The sequence below is a fragment of the Chitinasiproducens palmae genome, from assembly GCF_900095735.1.
GTDB lineage: Bacteria > Pseudomonadota > Gammaproteobacteria > Burkholderiales > Burkholderiaceae > Chitinasiproducens > Chitinasiproducens palmae.
Map to the genome: position 1 here is coordinate 438,816 of NZ_FNLO01000001.1, position 17,819 is coordinate 456,634.

Sequence of the window (17,819 nt, forward strand, 5' to 3'; positions counted from 1 at the left end):
CTTATGCCGCGGAGGCGCGGCTGGTGCTTGCCGACGGCGCCGCGCCGCTGTCCTCCAGCGCCGCGAGCGCATCCGCGGTGGGCAATCCTTCGCTGTCGCCGATCACCTGCACCGCCAGCGCCCCGATCAGCGCGCCGCGCCGGCTGGCCGCGGTCGCATCGGCGCCGGCCAGCAATGCACTGATGACGCCGACCGCAAAGCCGTCGCCGGCGCCGACAGTGTCGACCACTTCGCGCACCGGCGTCGCGGCTACTCGCCCGGCCGCGCCCTTGGCGTCGGCCCAGTAGGCGCCCGCGGCTCCCAGCTTGACGAACACGCCGCGGGCGCCGCGCGACAGATAGAACTCGGCGACCCCTTCGGGAGTGTCGCAACCCGTGAGGATCTCGCCTTCGCCGATTCCCGGCAGCACCCAGTCGGCGTAGCTGGCGAGTCGGTTCAGTGTGTCCACCATGATCTCCCGAGACGGCCACAAAGTCGGCCGCAGGTTGGGATCGAAGGAAATCGTGCGGCCACGCTGTCGGAACGCATCGGCCAGGGCCAGCGCGAGCTCGCACGAGCTGGCGGAAATCGCGGGCGCCACACCGGTGAGGTGAAGATGTGCGTTCGTGTCGGCGAGCGAAGGATCGAAATCGTCCCGACTCAGATGGCTGGCCGCCGAGCCGCGCCGGAAATATTCCACGGCCGGGTCTTCGCCGCGCTCGGCGCGGGACTTCAACTGGAAGCCGGTGGGATAGCGTGGGTCGCTGACGATCCGACTGGTGTCGATCCCTTCCGCCGCGATCGCCGCGTTGATCGTCCGGCCGAACGAGTCATCGCCAACCCGGCTCAGATAGGTCACGTCATGGCCGAGGCGCGAGAGTCCGATCGCGACATTCAGATCGGCGCCGGCAATGCGCTTGATGAAGCGGTCGGCATTTTCCAATGGTCCGGCTGCTTCGGCGACGAACATGATCATCGCCTCGCCGTAGGTCAGTATCTTCATGATGGAGAGGTGGAGCGAAATCTGTGAAGCGCGATGGCCGACGCGCTGACTTGCGCGGACCGAGGCACGGACGGCAGGGCGCGCATCGTTCAGTCGCGCAACACGGCGCGCAACGCATCGCGGGTGGCGGCGACCGGGTCGGCGCCGACGATCGGAAATTCGAGGCCGCGCGGGAGTGCGGGCGGCAGTGCCGCGACCCAGTCTCGCCACGGCCCAATGCCCTCGTCGGGTGCGACGGCGTGATAACGGTCGTCCCGGATCTGCACGCCTTTGCAATGCACATACTCGACATGGCGTGCCAGCGAGGCGCAGGCAGACGCGGTGTCGTCGCCGGCCCAGTACCAGTTGCCGATGTCGAGCGTCATGCCGAACGCCCCGCGCCACGCTTCGTTGGCGCGCAGGCTAGCGAACAGTGCCTCGAAATCGGCGCGGCTGCCGCCGACCGCTGACTGCCCGTTCTCGACAAAGACGCGCACCGGCGCCCGCCGCAACACATCCGCGACCGCGTCCATCGCGCTTGACCAGTGCGCCGCCCAGGTCGCCGACGCGCGTCGGCCGCTTGCGGCGGCCACCGCGCGCGCATCGCTGTCCGCCGGTTGCTGGCGGCCAGGTGCATCGAACGGTCCCAGTTGCAGTTTGAGCGCGATCGCGCCGAACGCCTGCGCCTCGCGCAGGGCGCGGCCGACGGTTGCGACGGACGGCAAGCCGTCTTCGCCGAAGAACTCGGCGGGCGTCGAATAGACCAGCGCGAAGCCGACGCTGCCAGGCATAGCGGCGAGCGCGCCGGCAAATGCAGTGGCGTCCCGGTCGCGCCACTCGGGCGGCAACAATTCGGCGCGGACTTCGAAGCCGTCGGCGCCGGCTGCCATCGCCCACTGCGCCGCCGCCAACTGGCCGCGTTCGCGCACGCGATCGGCGCCGTAGGCGCTGGCCACCACGATGCCGGCCGCCCGACCTTCACGGGCGGTGAAGGAGCGGAAGCGCTTTGCCGCGTCCGTGCCGGCGGTGGCACTGGCCGTCGGCGGCGGTGAGGAGCTGGACGGAGGGTGAGTCATGTCTTGAATGGGGAGGACAGGCCAGCGCCGGCGCGCCTGCGCGGCGCCGACCTGCGCGGCATTATCCGCCAGCACTGGAACCGATTCCAGAGTTTTCGACGTTTAGGGTGTCACTGGCTATCCGGGTAAGCCCTTAGGCGCTTCCAGCCGCACGCGCATTCCCTCACAATAGCGGCACCGGCTGCGTGCACTGGCCTGTCTATCCGCTTCGACAAAGCTGCTCCTGGAGGCAAGATGATCGACACCCCTCCCGTACGACCAACCGAGCATGAGGATTCGTCCGTCGCGACGGCGGTGCGCCGAACCCGGCGCCGCGCGCTCCTCGGTATGCAGAAGATCGCTGGTGCGACCGTAATCGTCGCGGGGAGCGCCGGGCTGGCGGGATGCCAGACGGCGACGCCGCTGGAAGTGGCTATCGGCGACCCGCAGGCGGGCAGTCGCGCCGATACGGCTTCACAGCTCGACTTTCGCGGCATGGACCAGGCGGTCGACGACTGCAAGCAGGCGGCACGCAGCGCGGCCGCGAATCGCTGCGCGCAGGTACGGGCCTATGAGTCATGCATGCATGGCAAGGGCTACGTCACCCTGCTGGGTCCAGACACGCCGAGCGGCTGCGGCGAGACCGATTGGCAACGCAATCTGCGTCAGGAGATGAAGGTGTTGCGCGAAGACGGTCGCTGACCGGGACTTGGAACAAACTTTGCATGCTTCACATGTTTTTGCTCGCGTTCAGCGCTGGGCCGCTTCCGTGAGGTGCGCACGTCGGCCGCGTCATTGCGCTCAGGCGCAGTCAAGCGAAGCGCGGTGCCGGCACTGACCGATCAGTCCGGCGCCGGCCGTGAACCGGGCATCGCGAGCAGCAATGTCACATCGAGAAAGCAAGGAAAGGAGAATACGATGACCGATCAGCAGGCGAATCCTGAGACAGACTGTGGCTTGCGCGTTGCCCTTGGCGTAGGTGCAGTGGTCGGCGGCGTGCTGCTCGGCTCCGCCGTCTGGACGCGTTGGCAGACACGGCGCGCCGAACGGCGCCACCCGCCGGCCGGGCGCTTCGTCGACGTCGCCGGCGGTCGCCTGCATTACCTCGAAGCTGGCGACGGACCACCGGTGGTCCTGATACACGGCAACTCGGTACAGGCCAGCGACTTCGAAGCCAGCGGATTGTTTACGCTGCTGGCGCAGCGCCACCGCGTCATCGCCTTCGATCGGCCCGGTTTTGGCTATAGCGATCGTCCGGCGGGCCGGGTCTGGACGCCGGCCGCTCAGGCCGACCTGCTGCACCAGGCGCTGGCGGAACTGGGCGTCGAGCGAGCCGTCGTCGTTGGCCACTCGTATGGCGCGACGATCGCCGCGGCAATGGCGCTGTCCTATCCTGAGACGGTTCGCGCGCTGGTCCTCCTGTCGGGCTATTACTTTCCGACGCCGCGCGTCGATGCATTGACAAGTGCATTGGCCAAGACGCCGCTGCTGGGGGGCTTGCTCCGTCATACGTTGCTGCCGGTGACCGGGCGGCTGACGCTGCCGCTGGCGGCGAAGCGCATGTTCGCGCCGAGAGCGGTCGCGCCCAAGTTCGAGGCGTTCGTGCCGCGCGCGATGATGACGCGGCCGGTGACGGTCGGCGGAATGACAGGCGACGGCAGCCTGATGATCCCAGGCGCCGCTTCGCTGGCGCGCAGCTACAAGCGCATCACGCAGCCGGTCACGATCGTGACCGGCGACGGCGACCATGTCGTCAGCGCGGAACGGCACTCGCACAAGCTCCATAAGCAGATCCCGCATAGCGAACTGCGCGTGGTGCCGCACGCCGGTCACATGGTGCATTACGCGGCTGCGCGCAAGATCAGCGCGTGGGTCGAAGCGCTGTCCGATTGAGCGTTGGCACGGACTTTCGGCTCGCGTCGTCGACCCGAGGCGTTGGCTCGACTGCTTGGCTCGACTCGTCGGATCGAGCGATTCGCTCGGCTGCTTCGCGCGAGTGATTCTCTAGGGCGATCGGCCCGCGTTGTTGGCTCGAATCAGCGGCCGGCGCCTTCTGCCCGGATGCGGTGCCCCAAGTCGTCGGCCGGCATGTCGAAGCCGCGCGGTGACGCCTGTCGCCGGCCATTGCGGCGCGCTCGGGCGAAATGGCCGGACCGCCGCGCAGCGCGCTCGTTACCCCGCCGCTAAAATGAGCGCTTCGACGCTGGCGCGCCAAGCCGGCGTGTGGTTGGAGAGCGCCTCATGACCTATCGTAGCGTCAAGGCTGTGCACCGGGCGCAGCGCGACGACATCGGTTCGCTGCGGACGCGCCGGGCCTTGCCCGGCCCGGGCCTGCGTCAGTTGGATCCCTTCCTCTTCCTCAATCACCACGGTCCGCAGCACTATCCGCCGGCCAATGAGGGACTGCCGTTCGGACCGCACCCGCACCGCGGTTTCGAGACGGTGACCTTCATCCTCAGCGGCATGCTGGCCCACCGCGACAGCGCGGGACACGAAAGCGTGATCGGGCAGGGCGGCGTGCAATGGATGACGGCGGGGGCGGGCCTCGTCCATGCGGAACTGTCTCCCGCCGCCTTCATCGAGCAAGGCGGCGACCTCGAGATCCTGCAACTCTGGGTCAATCTGCCTGCACGGTTGAAACGTGTCGCACCGCGTTACGTCGGCCTGCAGGGAGACGCGATCCCGACCGTGCGCCCGGCGCAGGGCGTGGCAATCGAGGCAGTGTCGGGCGATTGGTTCGGGCAGACCGGACCGTTCTCGTCGTCGACCGACGTGCGTCTTGGCTTGGTCCGTTTCGATGCCGGCGCGACACTGGACGTTACGCTGCCGCCTGATTACACGGTGCTGTGCCATGTAATCGACGGCGTGATCGAGGCTGACGGCAGCCGCGCGGGTCCGGCGGACATGATCGAGTTCCACTTTGGTGCGCCACGGCTACGCCTGCGGGCGGCCGAGCGCGCGCGCGTGCTGCTTGGCACTGCGCAACCGCTCGGCGAACCGGTAGTCTCCTATGGCCCGTTCGTGATGAACACGCGCGAAGAGATCGAGGAAGCGCTTGCCGACTATCGCGCCGGCCGCTTCGACACGCCGTTGCCGGGCTGATCGCTCGGCGCCGCCGCGCTGCCGGCCAAACCGGCCAAAGCGGGCAGCCGGACCGAAGCGCCGATCGCCGTCGCGCGGCGGGCGCTCAACCAGCGCACACGGTCGGCCCGGCGCGCACTTGACCGTGCGCAACATTTCGCGGTTGCCGCTATCCTTGCAAGCTTTGCCGGACGCAGCGCGCACGCGAGCGGGATGACTGCCACGCAGGCGATCGCATTCATGCCGCTAGCGCCTTTCGTTCGGCTGTCTACATTCCGGTCCTCGTCTTCTGCCGCCAATGCCCGACGCACCGCAGCCTTCCGCCCCAGCTCCGTCTTCCTCCTCATCTCCTTCTCCCGCGCCGCCCGCGCACGATGCGCGACGCTTCGCGCGCTACCTTCTCGGGCGGGCTGCCTCGTCGCTTTCGTTTCAGATGCTGTCGGTCGCGGTCGGCTGGCAGATCTATCACCTTACCGGCAGCGCTTACGCGCTCGGTCTCGTCGGGCTTGCGCAGTTTCTGCCGATGGTCTGCCTGACGCTGGTGGTCGGTCATGTCGCCGATCGCTTCGACAGACGGCGCATCGTCGCCGTCTGCATGGGCATCGAGTCGCTCGCCGCGTTCGGCCTTGCCGCGGTCGTCGCGGTGTCGCTGGCCGGTGCGCTGAGTGCCAGCTTCGCGGTGCCCGCAGTGTATGCATTGATCATCGTCAACGGCGCGGCGCGCGCGTTCGAGGCGCCGACCAGCGCCACGTTGGTCCCGGCGTTGACGCCGCGCGAGGGCCTGCAACGCGCGACCGCGTGGTCCACGTCCGCCAACCAGACCGCGCAGATTCTCGGACCGGCGCTCGGCGGCGTGTGTTATGCGATCGCGCCCACCTTTGCGTTTGCATTGGCCGCCGTGCTGTTCGCGATCGGCGCGGTGTTGATCGGACGTTTGACGCTGGCGCGGCGCGTTGTCAGTCGTACGCCTGTCACCCTGGCATCGGTGTTCTCGGGCGTCAGCTTCATCCGCAGTCAGCCGGTCGTGCTTGGCACGCTGTCGCTCGATCTGTTCGCGGTGCTGCTGGGCGGCGCCACCGCACTGATGCCGATCTTCGCGCGCGACATCCTGGCCGTCGGACCGTGGGGGCTCGGCGTGATGCGCTCCGCGCCCGCGGTCGGCGCGCTGGCCATGTCAGTGTGGCTGGGCCGCCGTCCCCTCAGCGGCCCGATCGGGAGAATCCTGTTCGGCGCATTGATCCTGTTCGGACTGGCGACAGTCGTGTTCGCGTTCTCGCGCAGCCTGCCGCTGACGGTCGCGGCCCTGGTGGTGCTGGGCGCGGCCGATTCGATCAGCGTGGTGGTCCGCATCACGCTCGTCCAGTTGTTGACCCCGGACGAAATGTTGGGGCGGGTCAGTGCCGTCAACACATTGTTCGTCGGCACCTCGAATCAGCTGGGCGAATTCGAATCGGGTGTCACTGCCGGGCTGTTCGGCACCGTTGCGGCGACCGCGATGGGCGGCGTCGGCACGATACTCGTCAGTCTGCTATGGATGCGACTGTTTCCCCAGTTACGAGACATGCGCTCGCTCGACGGCTCGGGCCCGGAAGCGCGCCGCTGATCGCGGGCGAGCGGTCGGCCGCGGGCCGTGGGCGCCGGCGGGGCTGCTCAGTTTGCGGCGGACGGGACGCCTTCCAGCATGCGCCGGGTCGAATCACGAGCGGCGGAACGCGCACCGTTTCGTGAGCCAGGCGGCCGGGCCGCTCCGGCTCGGCTTCAGCTTCACCTCGGCTTCGAATCGAATCGAATCGGCATCGGCATCGGCATCGGCGTCGGCGTCGGCGTCGGCGTCGGCGTCGGCATCGGCGTCGGCATCGGCGTCGCGATGGCATCGCGCAGCGATCGCGCCGAGCCAAAGCAGGACGAACCGTTCGCCCGCTCGACGAGAGGACGGCAAGCGGCGTCGCCATGTGAGCGCCGACTGCGCTGCCGGGCCGACTCGCGTTCGTTCCCGCGTCGGCCCTAGCGCGCCGGGTCGTCGGGCAGGGCGGCGGCGAAGGCCTGCAACTGAGCCAGCAGCGCGGCGGGGTCTTCGAACATGGTCAGATGCCCGGTGTCGATCTCGGCGTAGCGGGCGTCGCGGATGAGCGCCGCGAGCGCCATCGCTTGCGCGGCCGGCACGACCTGGTCCTGACGACAACCGACCACGCGGGTCGGCACGCGCAACCGGCTTGCAGCGTCGCGCACGTCGACGCGGGCGCCCAACTCGATCTGCCGCAGCATGCCTTCCCAATCGTTGAACTCGACGATCTGACGCTGCATCGCGCGCTGCTCCGCCGACGACATGCGTGCCAGAAAAGCCGGACTGAAGCCGTTGATCATGACGAGAGAAGCCATCGCGTCCCGATCCGTTGCGATCAGTTTCTCCCACAGCGCGAGCATCATCGTTTGGCGCGCGTCGCCGCGGGCGAAGCCGCCCACCAGCAGCAGGCCGCGCACCAGGTCGGGCCTGCGGTCCGCGAGCACCGTCGCGATCGCGGCGCCCAGCGAGTAGCCGACAACCACGCATCGCGAGATGCGGCACGCGTCTACTGCCGCGGCGACCTGCGACGCGAGCCCGGCCAGCGTGAGCGGCGCGCCACTGTCGCGGGTCGCGCCGGCGCCGGCGTAATCCGGTCGCAAAACTGTCCAGGCCGGCGTCAACGCGTCGAGCAGATGGCCCCAGTTGCTGTCGCCGTCGCCGCCGGTTCCCGAAATCAGCAGCAGCCCAGGTCCCTGGCCATCAACGCGATAAGCGACCCGTGCGTCGCCGCATTCGATATAGTGCATCGCTTCGCTCCCGCAGCCTCGTTGCGCGCGCAGCCCCCCCGGCTTGCCCACCGTGACGACCGCCGTCGCGGTGCCACGCGCTGCATCAATCAGAAGGCGTAGAAGGGCCGCCGGTCGCTCCGCCCCGGCGCGTCGGCAAAGCCGACGAAGACGCGTTTGCCGAAGAAGAACGGCAGGCCCCAGACGAATGCCTGCGAAGTCGCAGCGCTGACGCGTGCCACGTTGCGCAAGGCGCCCTTGCCACTGCGCTCGAGCGCGGCAGTGTCGCCGACGCGAACCGTCACATCGACGCTCGCCCCGTCATTGCCGACCAGCGTCGCGCTTGGCGACGCCTCGCTGGACGCGCACCATTGCCGCCCGCATGTCTCGATCGGCGCGGCTGCCTGGCTGAAGTACAGGTCCTGCGTCCCGGTATCGAAATAGCTCTTCGGATAGTCGACACCGGCGAAGCGCGTCATGAAGCGTCCGGCGTTGTCGAGCCGCACGCGGGCACGCGCGTCCAGGCTGTTGTTGGCCCGGGTATCGATGCCGAGCGTCAGCGAGCCCGATACGGCGTCGATGCCGTTGGCTGGCGGCAGGTCCAGCGCCAGCACGACGCCGTTGTTGTCGCGCGGCAACGCGGCCACCGGATGCGCGACGCGGAACGAGGCGGGCAGCGCACCGACCACCGGCGCGCACGCTTCGCCTGCGTCGCAGGTGAAGTACCGTGCCGCGGACACCGGCAGCGAGCAAGGTTCGCCGCAGTCGGTGCGCCGCGTGGCGGCAATGCCGAGCGTACCGTTCGACGTGGGATGCCCCTGTGATTGGCAGCCTTGCGGCCGTGGATGGCTGGCGTCGACGCGGCCGACCTCATCGACGATCTGGACTGGAATGGCGCGCGCCGTCATACCGCCAAGCGTGACGTCGGCGCGGGCGACCGGTCCCCACGCGTTCGACGATAGAAAGCGCAGGCATTCCGCCATTGGCTTGCCGTCCGGCCCGGGCATCGCGGCGAAGCGTTCGGGATGACGCATCGCGTCCCGTTGCAGCCGCAAGCCGACAGAGCCCGTATCGATCAGCACATCGTGTATCGTTTCGCACTGGTCGGTGCCCGGCACGCAGACAGTGACGGATACGAGGGCCCGATTGTAGCCGTGGCGCGGCTTGCGTACCGTGACCGGTACGACGTTGTCTGGCAGGCCGGCGTCTGCCTGTGCCGTGGCCGGCGCGGCGCTTGCTTGGGCAGCGAGCTGTGGCGCATCGGCTGAGGGAGCGGCGACCGCCGCGCCGGCCGGCACCATCAACGCGATGGAGCAAGCCAGCGCGGCCAGGCTCACCCGAGCGGCCTGTGTCAATCGGTGGTGCGGTCGTCGCAGACGGTGCATCGACGCGACGAGCGCGGCGCGGACACGGTTGGACGTATGCCCGGCCGTCGCGCTGGCGACGCGGCTGGCCGGCTGTGCCAGTGAGGAGACCCAACCGTTGCCGGCGGTCGCGTCGTCGGCTGGGCGGACGAGCAACGCGGCGGCGGGCAGTTCATCGACGCGGGCCTCGCGGTGCGGGTCGAACTTGCCTTCGAAGAAAAACGGTACGGACATCGACTGAGACTCCTGGCAACGCGCCGGCGATCGGAAGCGTGTCCGGCACGGTAGCGTGCGGCGACGAGATGTGCAAGCGTACTGTGTGGCGGCTAGGGAAAGCCACGGGATCGAGGGCGATCGAATGAGGAGGAAGCGATGACGCGTGGTGTGCTGCGGTTGCGCCAATTCAACGATGGCGATCTCGATGCTGCTCAGTGTTTGTCCCGGGCGGTGGGCTGGCCGCACCGGCGGGACGACTGGGCGTTCGCGGCGCGGCTGGGGCATGGCTGGGTCGCGGAGCGGGCGGGTCGGGTGGTCGGCACCACGCTGTATTGGCAGCATGGCGACGCCGGTGCGTCGATTGGCCTGGTGATCGTCAGCGCGGCCGAGCGTGGCCAAGGCCTTGGCGCCAGACTGCTCGGCGCGGCGCTGGATGCACTGGCGGGGCGAACCGTGTTTCTGAACGCGACGCCGGCTGGCCAGCCGCTTTATCAGTCCGTCGGCTTTCGCGCCTGCGGCGCGATCGTGCAATGCCAGTCCGATCGCATCCGGGCTACGCAGCCGGGCATCGAGGACGGTGCTTTGCTGCGCGTTGCAACGCCGTCCGACCGCGTGACCCTGGCCGCGCTTGCAACGGCTGCATGTGGGATGGATCGGCAGGCGGTCGTCGATGCCGTGTTGGACGCCGGTCATGCGGTTGTCATCGCGCGCGCCGGAGCGGTCCAGGGTTACGCTGCGATCCGTGCGTTCGGCTTGGGCAGCGTGATCGGGCCCGTGATCGCGCGCGATACGGTAGACGCCCGCGCGCTGATCGGATATTGGCTCGCACGCGCTGACGGCGGCTTTGTGCGCATCGACGTGCCAGCGGAGAGCGGCCTGGCGCCATGGCTGGCGGGCTGCGGCCTGACTGCCGTTGACCGGTCGGTGACGATGGTGAGAGGGCCATCGCCGCCCATCACGGCGGTGTACCGGACCTACGCCGCGGTGACACAGGCGCTGCTGTAATGCCGGGGCTGCGGTAGCGGAGGCGCTGCCGCAAGCGGTGAGTCCCGGCAGCGCTGCCGGGACGGTTTCAGCGGTCCATCCGGCGGCTCCAGATTCCCATCCGTTCAGAAACCGGTTCGGCAGGTGCGGTGCGACGCCTCCTCGCACGCCTGTCGAAATGTTTCACAAAACACCTTGCGAGACATCTTTCACGACGCTTGTTACGACGCTTGTTACGACGCTTCTTGCCACTGCGCATGGGCGACAGCGGCGCTCAGCAACACGTGCTCGATCGCGGCGGACGGCACCGCTTCGTCGGACTGAGAATCAACGGCGGACTCGCTCAGGGTCAGCACGATGCTGGCGAACGTACTGGGGTTGTCGAGCAGCAGGCGGGTACGGATCAGCGGGCGTTCGTCAAGGATGTCGAACGCCGCTGCGAGGTTCGATGCTTGGAAGCGGTCGTGCTTCCTGCTGATCCCCGTCAGCCTGAGCAGGCGTCGAATTTCGGCGAGATCGAAACGATTCCAGGTAAGTCGCGCAAGCGTGTCGGGCACCGATCCCTTCAGCTCGAACGCGTGCATGTGGAAGACGTCGTCCGCGTCATCGCGCAGGTGCGATGCTTTACGTTGCAGCAGCGCGCGATCGTCGGCCAACGGCACGTCGGCCGACACCCGCAGCCCGCACTCAAGCGTTCCGTCGTCGTGGGCGCAGTGCTCGGCAACGTCGATCAGGATGCGTTCGAGGGGATCGTGCCGATAGGTCAGACCGTGCAGATCGCCGTCGACCAAGCTGACCAGCCAGACGCGCCTGCAGTCTTCCAGCACGTGGCGCGCGAGCCATCGCGCGCTGGCTGCCAGGCGCTGCGTGAAGCGGCGTCTGGTCGGATAGCGCGAACCGCCCTCGTTGTGGCGACCGATCAGTGCGAAGAAACGGTTCCAGAGGGCCGGGGCAGCGAGCGGGTCGTGCAGCGCCGCGCTCAACGCCTGAACGCGGCGCGCCGTGTCCAGCATCGCGTCTCTGACGCGTCGCGCGGCCGGGTAGTAGCTTCCCGAGATCGCCAGTTCGTGTTGGTCCAGACCATAGCAGAAAATGGTTTCGACATCGTCCTGCAATGCCGTGTCGATCGTGACGATTTGCGGGAAGACGTCACGCTCCTGCGTGCGAAAGCCGCTGCGATGGCTGGTGGCAACGCTCTGCCGGGCAAAGCAAGTCGCGATCCGCTCCTGTTGCAGCGCGAGCGTCACTGCGAAGCGATCGATGCCAGCGTCACCGTGCGTATGTGCCGCCGCGCTCGCTTCCTCCGGCACGAGTCGGAAGCGCTGTTGGTCGCGGTCGTAGGTGCAGAGGATCCGATCGCTCCCGAGTGGGCCGATTCGATACAAGCGTGGGTGGCTGACGACCGCTTCGATTGGCGCGATGCCTTTACCAAGCTGCAGATAGCGCCGTCTCTGGCTCGACATCATGACACCGCGCGAATCCGGCGAGGACAGGTGCGCCGTGTCGTTGCCGGTGATGAGCCACGCGTCAGGAATCAACTGCTCAAGTCGACTGGAGACGTGACGAGGCGGCTTTGGCTGGTGGCCGTCGGACGGCGTGGCGCTCGGCATGCCAAATTCCCATTCCTCTGCGCTGGCGAAGCGGAGCGGATAGCCCGCCTTCATTGGCCGGTTCAGATCGTATGCTTCGTAGTGCTGGCTGTCGGGCACGGCACGGACGGGCAGAAGCAAGCCGTCCACGCGCGCGCACATGATCGGCCCGCCAACTGCGGGCAGCGTTACGTTGTACAGGCGGCCTGTACCTTCGGTCGCAACAACGTCCTGTTTACGCGCCACCACCCGCAGACGCATCGCGATTCTCGCATCCAGCTGCGTGCGGGTCGGCAGCAGCACTTTGACCGGCCTTGGCGGACGCGCCCGGGCCGACGGCACCGGGCGCCATTGCTCCGTTTCGGCCGAGTATCTGACGTGCGTCGTTCGACCGTCCCGCGTCGCCTGGAATGTTCCATCGTCGAGGCTGAGCGTCCACGGCTGCCCCCCTATTTCGGCTACCGGTCCGCGCGCGCTGAGCCGCGTGTGCGGAGGGAGCTTGAGTGAGGCGACGATGAGGTCCCCCTGTCTGTCGCGCAGGTTCGTCGCGATGATCGCGCGGGTGAGGCAGGCCAGGCTCTTGTCGAGGTTTGCGATGTTTCCGTCCTCAGCAGCCCGCGGGTCCAGCGCGTCGGGATTGTCGACGATGAGTCTGAGCAGCGGCGCGCCCAGTCGATCGAGCAGCACGGTCCTGGGCGGAGCTGGCAGCAGCGCGACGAGTTCGGCAATCACCACGTCGACAGCCCGCAGGATCGTGCTCATTCGCTTGCTTTCATCGGGTGTCGCGTCGCGCCCGATCAATGCGGAGAAAAAGCGGAGCTGCGCTGCGCCGTCCATTGCGGATAACGGGTAGTCGGCAGCGCCGCCGACATCGCGCAGCACCATCGTGACCGGCGGATGCCCTGTCGCACTGTGCGTCGCCGCGGCCACTTCGGCATTCGAGGCCGCGACCGCGCGGCCGGCGCGCTGCTTGGTGCGCGCTTCGGTCTGCCGGTGAGCGCGCGCGATGCGTTCCCCTGTGCTTCCCTCTGTACTGCCGTGTGCGGTTCGCCCCGTGCTTCGCACTGCGGTGCCTTCTTCGGCGCCTTCCGCGTCACGCCCAATGCGTGCCGCGGCGGCAGGCCGCGCCGCTTGCCCTGCTTGCCACTGTTCAGCGTGCGGCTCGGGAAGCGATGCCTGCTGCGTCACATGCCACGCGGCGAGGGGCGGCGTCGGCGGGAGGTCCGGGAACCCCGGAGCGTTGCTATGGACGAGGCCGATCGACGACGCACGCCAATGGCTCATCGCCAACGCGCCGGCCACGCCGCCGAGCACTGCGCCGCCGAGCAGCAGGGCGCGCTTGCCGGTCAGTGACCGGGAGGGGGCGGGGGCAGTGGACGCGGTCGGCGGGGTCGGCGGGTGTGGGTGGAACGGTAACGACGCCAGTCTTACCGACCGCGCTTCGAAGGCCGGTGCGTTACCGACGCGTTCGACGCAGGTGGACAGACCGCGCTGGCTCGACCGCGGTGCGGGCGGCCGCTGCATCGGCCGAGTTTCGACACCACGCAAAGGCGTCTTGCTTTGAGCATCGCTGGCTCGTTGACATGGCAGATCGGTGGGCATGCGGACTCCCGACGAAGGTGACCTGTATTCTTGTAAATCACCGACGCGCCGGCGCTATCTGCTATCGGTCACGGTTGCCAGGACAAGCGGGGCTCCGGTTCCGATGCCCGTTTTTCGCAGTCGGGACAGACGTCATTGAGCGCCGAAGCTCGGTGCGTCATTTGCCATCGACGCTGTATGCGTCGAGCGTCATTGCGACGTTGATCACCGCGGCGCTGAGGCGCGTGGCAACGGTGCGGTCAAGCGCGCTTCCCTTGCTGGGTGTGCCACAGCGCCTGGGCGGCAAAACCGCTCAGGAGTGACTTCATCAGGGGCAGGGACGTTTCGGTGCTACGCACCGGCCGGCTGACTAGCCCGTCGCTCAGCTCCAGCACCATCTGCGCGAATGAGTCTGCGTTGGACATCAAAAGCTGCGCGCGTAGCTCGGGACGCGTGTTGAAGAGGTCGGCCGCCTGCTCGTTCCCGGTAGGCGGGCGGGCTTGCCGGCGACTCGCCATCGCGAGATTCAACAGTTGCCGAGTCTCCCGGCGTGTCAGCCGGCCGGCTGACATACGCTCGATTTCCTTGGTCAGCGGCCGGGCGCCTTGCGGTGTGTCCATGTAGAAGATGTCGTCAGTACCCGCGCCCAAATGCGATGCCTCGTGAATGATCGTCGCGACGTCGTCGCTGACGCGCTGCCCGCAGCCGAGCCCGCAGCCCGTCTTGCCGCTCCGATACGCGCCGCTCGCCTTGACGTTGACGATAATGCGGTGCAGCGGGTCATCCTTCAGCGTGAGGCCATAGGTCTCGCCGTCGTGCAGATCGGCCAACCAGATCCGTGCACAATCGTCGGCGACGTGATCGCTCATCAAGCGGGCGGTGGCCACGACCCTGCGCCTGAATTGCCGTCGAATGTATTTTTGCGTGGCCTCGTCGACTTGCCCGCCAATCAGTTCGAACAACCGGGCGAGCGGGCGCTGCGCTGCTTCGGCTTGGCGCAACGCAGCCGCGAGGGTCTGCATGCGTCGCGACGCGTCGATGACTGCTTGCTTCAGTTCCGCCGCGGCCGGTGCATACTTGCCAGCGACGGCCAGTTCGTCGTTACCCAGGCCGTAGCAGACGATGCGTTTCGACGCGTCCTCTATTTTTGCGTCGACCATCGCGATGCGCGGGTATTCGTCCCGGCGGGCGGTACGGTAGCCCTCGCGGTAAGTGGCTTTGCTCCGCTGGTCGCGAAAGCGTGCCGCCATGCGACGTTGGCCAAGCAGCAATTCGGTCAGTTCGTCGCTTCGGTCGCCTGCTTCGCCTGCCTCGCCTGCCTCGCCTTGCTCGATCGCCGTCGAGGCGAAGCCGCGCTCCTCCGGCACCAGTAGAAACCGGCGTTGCTCACGGTCGTAGACGCACAGCACCTTATCGCTCTCGGCCGGTCCGATCTGATGGAGATTTGGAATGAGCCGATGACGCTCGATCGGTACCACGCCGCCCTCGACCCTAAGGTAACGGCGCCCTTGTTCGGTTTGCAGCATGCCGCGGCTGTCGGTGGGATGCATGAACGCAGTATCGGTGCGAACGGTCCACTGGCGGGGAAGTGCCTCACGCAGCCGGTCGGACAGATGCGAACGCGGCGAGGATGTCTCTTCATCCAGCTTCGCCGACAGGCGGACGCGGCGTCCCACGCGCCAGCCGCCATCGCTGCCGACACTGAGCGGATAGCCTGCCTTGCGCGGCCGGCGTCTGTCGTACGCCTCGAGCATCACACCTGCGCGGTCCAGGCGAACGGGCACGAAGCGCTGCCCGAGCTGCGCACACAACGCTGTCTGCGTCGAACCCTGCAACGTCACGGCGTACAGCGTGCCTTCGCCGGCATGGGCGACTGGCTGGTAAGCGGACGGCGTGACGCCAAACCGCCGTGCGACGCGTGCGAGGCGCCTACCCGCCGCGGCGGGGCGTGCGCCGCGCATCTGCAACGCGGCGGCTTCCTGCTTGCGGAAACGCCAGCCCCGCGCCGATTCGTGGTATTCGACCTCGACCGTGCGGCCGTCCCGGGAAGCGATGAAGGTCCCGTCGCGATACGCGAGTCGCCAGCTTTCGCCATCGATTTCCGTGTGTGGACCGGCCCGATCGAAGCGGGTCTTGGCCGGCGGAGCGAGGCGCTCGCTGATCACCTTGCCCGCGCGGTCACGCGGTGCGGCGGCCACCATCGAGCGGGCGAGAAAAATTGCATTCTCGACGGCGTCGGCGGTTTGCTCGGTATCCGGCGCCAATCCGTCGAGGTCGTCGGCAATCAGTTGCAGGAGGGGCGCGAGACATGCCTGCGACAGCACGAAGGGCTGCGAGTGAGGCAGCAAGCCAACGATCATCGAGACTATCTTGTCGACCGCGCCGAAGATACCGGCCAGCCGCCCGGCTTCCTCGGGCGTCGGACATCGTCCCAGGTTCTCATAGAAATAGACGACTTGCGCTTCCTCGGCCAGTGCCGAAAACGGATTCTGCAGTGTGCGCCCGATTTGACGCAGCACGTCGGCGAACGAGAGATGCGCGCGCTTTTCGACGCACGACCAGTCGAGCTTGATGGCGACGACGTCGTCGGAGGCCGTGGAGGGGGGGGGCGTCGAGGTGGCGGTCGGCGGCGTTGTGGGCGCCGCTGGCAACAGACGCGCGGCGGCACGCGGTGGCGCCACGCGGGCTCGTTCATACGCCTCGCGGCGCGCTGCCGCCCCGTGCGGAGCCGGAGCCGGAGCCGCTGCGCCGGGCGGCGGCTGACGCCATACATCTGCCAAAGGTAGTGGCAAGGGGCGTGACGCGCCGCTCTCGCGCAGCGTGGTTGGCTGTGCCGGCGATGCATGCCATGCTTCGGAAGCAAGGCGTGCCGCAGCACCCCCGAGCGCCAGGCCGGCTAGCGACACGGCCCACTTCCAGCTGAACCTAAAGGCGACAGGGTGGGGCGCCGGCCCTCCTGGAACGGGGTGCGGCGCTGGCGCTCCCAGGAGTGCGCTGATGCCATCGCACTCGGCTTCGAAGGCGGCACGACACGCCGCGCACGGCGGCGGCGCCCAGGTGCCGGCCACGGGCGCGTTGAACACTGCCTTGATCCTTGCCCACAGGCCCTCGGGGGCGGATTTCCACACGGCAGGGCCATGTAACCGGCACGTCTCAGTAATGGCAGGCCTTGGTTCATCCGGTGCTTGGGGCACCCCACCGGCGTACGCCACGGCAGGCGAGCGCAGCTGGCGCGGTGTGGTCGCGCCGGGTGGGGCAACATGGGTCGGCATCGGCACCTCGAAAGGTCGCGAAAGCCTCCATTGGTGGCCATCGGGCAGGGCTACGCCGTCCGTTAGCAACCATCCCACGATGACAACGCCGGGCGGTCTCCCTCATGCGCTTCGAATATCGCGATGATCGGCGTGATGCGGAGCCGCAGCCTATTCCCTCACGGCGCCTTGGTTCCGTTGCCGGAACTGCGCTGCCTTGAAGCGATTGCCGCAGGTGGCCATGCTGCACCAGCGCCGTTTGTGTGCCTTGGTCCGATCGTAGAACCACAGGACACAGTCCGGGTGCTCGCACTGCTTGACCAGCGTGAAGTCGCCCTCGATCAGCAGGTCCGACACGGCCTCCGCGACCGGCCCCAACAGCGCGGCCACCGTACCGCTGCAAGCGGTACGAGCCAGGCTGAGCTTGCCCTGCTTGTCGCGTTGCAAGCGCGGCGCGGTCACATATGCCTGCAGGTACGCGTTCAATGCATGCAACGCGCTGGCGTCGCCGACCTTGCCGTCCTTGCTTTGTCCGACCAATCTGCGGGCGGCCGCTCGCAGCGTCTTGGCCTTGCTCAGAAGATCGGCCCGCTCGGTCTTGTCGAGCCTGGCAACAGGCGCGATGCCGTACCGCGCCAGCCAAGCGAGCACTTCGTCCTCGTGCTGCCAGTAATCGACGGCGGTGCCCTCCACCCGTGCTTCGGTGTTGAGCAGGTCCATTGCCAAGTGATCGCCGAGCATCGGGGCGTGCCGACCGTCCGTCGTCGTCTGCCGTGCTTGGGTCATCGAAAGTAACTCGGTAAATACGTTTTGACAGGTTATCTCGAATGGCGGATAGTGCCGTCAAGTAACCTGAAATATCAAATTATACCGGTTATATAGACATCTGTTCCAACATGAGGAGAGCGCCATGAGCCCAATCGACAGTGTGCCGGCACGCAACGTTG

The 17,819-nt window shown here is 67.7% G+C and carries 13 protein-coding genes; 5 read left to right on the forward strand and 8 right to left on the reverse strand.

The annotated features are described in order from the left end of the window. Position 1 precedes the first annotated feature (1 nt). Both BLU54_RS01595 and BLU54_RS01600 read right to left on the reverse strand, forming a co-directional pair. Positions 2-982 (reverse strand): sugar kinase, encoded by a 981-nt coding sequence (locus BLU54_RS01595; RefSeq protein WP_091903871.1) that lies wholly within the window; start codon positions 980-982, stop codon positions 2-4. Between the two features lie 89 nt (positions 983-1,071). After that, positions 1,072-2,037 carry a sugar phosphate isomerase/epimerase family protein gene (locus BLU54_RS01600; protein ID WP_139169394.1) on the reverse strand — a complete coding sequence of 322 codons (966 nt, stop codon included), beginning with the start codon at positions 2,035-2,037 and terminating at the stop codon, positions 1,072-1,074. Between the two features lie 234 nt (positions 2,038-2,271). Between BLU54_RS01600 and BLU54_RS01605 the strand changes: the two genes are divergently transcribed. The 4 genes from BLU54_RS01605 to BLU54_RS01625 all read left to right on the forward strand — a co-directional run bounded on the left by BLU54_RS01605 (position 2,272) and on the right by BLU54_RS01625 (position 6,700). Further along, positions 2,272-2,718, forward strand: a complete 447-nt coding sequence (locus tag BLU54_RS01605) for a hypothetical protein (protein ID WP_091903875.1) — start codon at positions 2,272-2,274, stop codon at positions 2,716-2,718. A 216-nt stretch (positions 2,719-2,934) separates the two neighbouring features. Next, entirely contained in the window at positions 2,935-3,909 is a 975-nt protein-coding gene (locus tag BLU54_RS01610) for an alpha/beta fold hydrolase (RefSeq protein ID WP_139169396.1), read from the forward strand. 348 nt (positions 3,910-4,257) lie between these two features. After that, positions 4,258-5,118: a pirin family protein gene (locus tag BLU54_RS01615; protein WP_091903879.1), complete on the forward strand. Its 861-nt coding sequence runs from the start codon at positions 4,258-4,260 to the stop codon at positions 5,116-5,118. A gap of 277 nt (positions 5,119-5,395) precedes the next feature. Continuing rightward, positions 5,396-6,700: an MFS transporter gene (locus tag BLU54_RS01625; protein ID WP_091903882.1), complete on the forward strand. Its 1,305-nt coding sequence runs from the start codon at positions 5,396-5,398 to the stop codon at positions 6,698-6,700. 93 nt (positions 6,701-6,793) lie between these two features. Here the strand turns inward: BLU54_RS01625 and BLU54_RS23070 are convergent, their stop codons facing one another. The 3 genes from BLU54_RS23070 to BLU54_RS01640 form a co-directional block, all read right to left on the reverse strand. Further along, a complete protein-coding gene (locus BLU54_RS23070) occupies positions 6,794-7,036 on the reverse strand; it encodes a hypothetical protein (protein WP_139169398.1) in 243 nt (80 codons plus the stop codon). Positions 7,037-7,101: 65 nt separating this feature from the next. Then, entirely contained in the window at positions 7,102-7,908 is an 807-nt protein-coding gene (locus BLU54_RS01635) for an alpha/beta fold hydrolase (protein ID WP_091903886.1), read from the reverse strand. A gap of 89 nt (positions 7,909-7,997) precedes the next feature. Then, entirely contained in the window at positions 7,998-9,485 is a 1,488-nt protein-coding gene (locus BLU54_RS01640; RefSeq protein WP_170844977.1) for a DUF3443 family protein, read from the reverse strand. A gap of 138 nt (positions 9,486-9,623) precedes the next feature. Here BLU54_RS01640 and BLU54_RS01645 point away from each other — a divergent pair, with 138 nt between their 5' ends. Beyond that, positions 9,624-10,472 (forward strand): GNAT family N-acetyltransferase, encoded by an 849-nt coding sequence (locus BLU54_RS01645; RefSeq protein WP_091904482.1) that lies wholly within the window; start codon positions 9,624-9,626, stop codon positions 10,470-10,472. Positions 10,473-10,684: 212 nt separating this feature from the next. On the opposite strand, the gene BLU54_RS01650 is transcribed toward BLU54_RS01645, so the two are convergent. The 3 genes from BLU54_RS01650 to BLU54_RS01660 all read right to left on the reverse strand — a co-directional run bounded on the left by BLU54_RS01650 (position 10,685) and on the right by BLU54_RS01660 (position 17,658). Next, positions 10,685-13,564, reverse strand: a complete 2,880-nt coding sequence (locus BLU54_RS01650; RefSeq protein ID WP_091903890.1) for a hypothetical protein — start codon at positions 13,562-13,564, stop codon at positions 10,685-10,687. Between the two features lie 317 nt (positions 13,565-13,881). Beyond that, a complete protein-coding gene (locus BLU54_RS01655; RefSeq protein WP_091903892.1) occupies positions 13,882-16,302 on the reverse strand; it encodes a M35 family metalloendopeptidase in 2,421 nt (806 codons plus the stop codon). A 741-nt stretch (positions 16,303-17,043) separates the two neighbouring features. After that, complete coding sequence (locus tag BLU54_RS01660) at positions 17,044-17,658, reverse strand: CGNR zinc finger domain-containing protein (RefSeq protein WP_091903894.1); 615 nt, start codon at positions 17,656-17,658, stop codon at positions 17,044-17,046. Between the last annotated feature and the right edge of the window lie 161 nt (positions 17,659-17,819).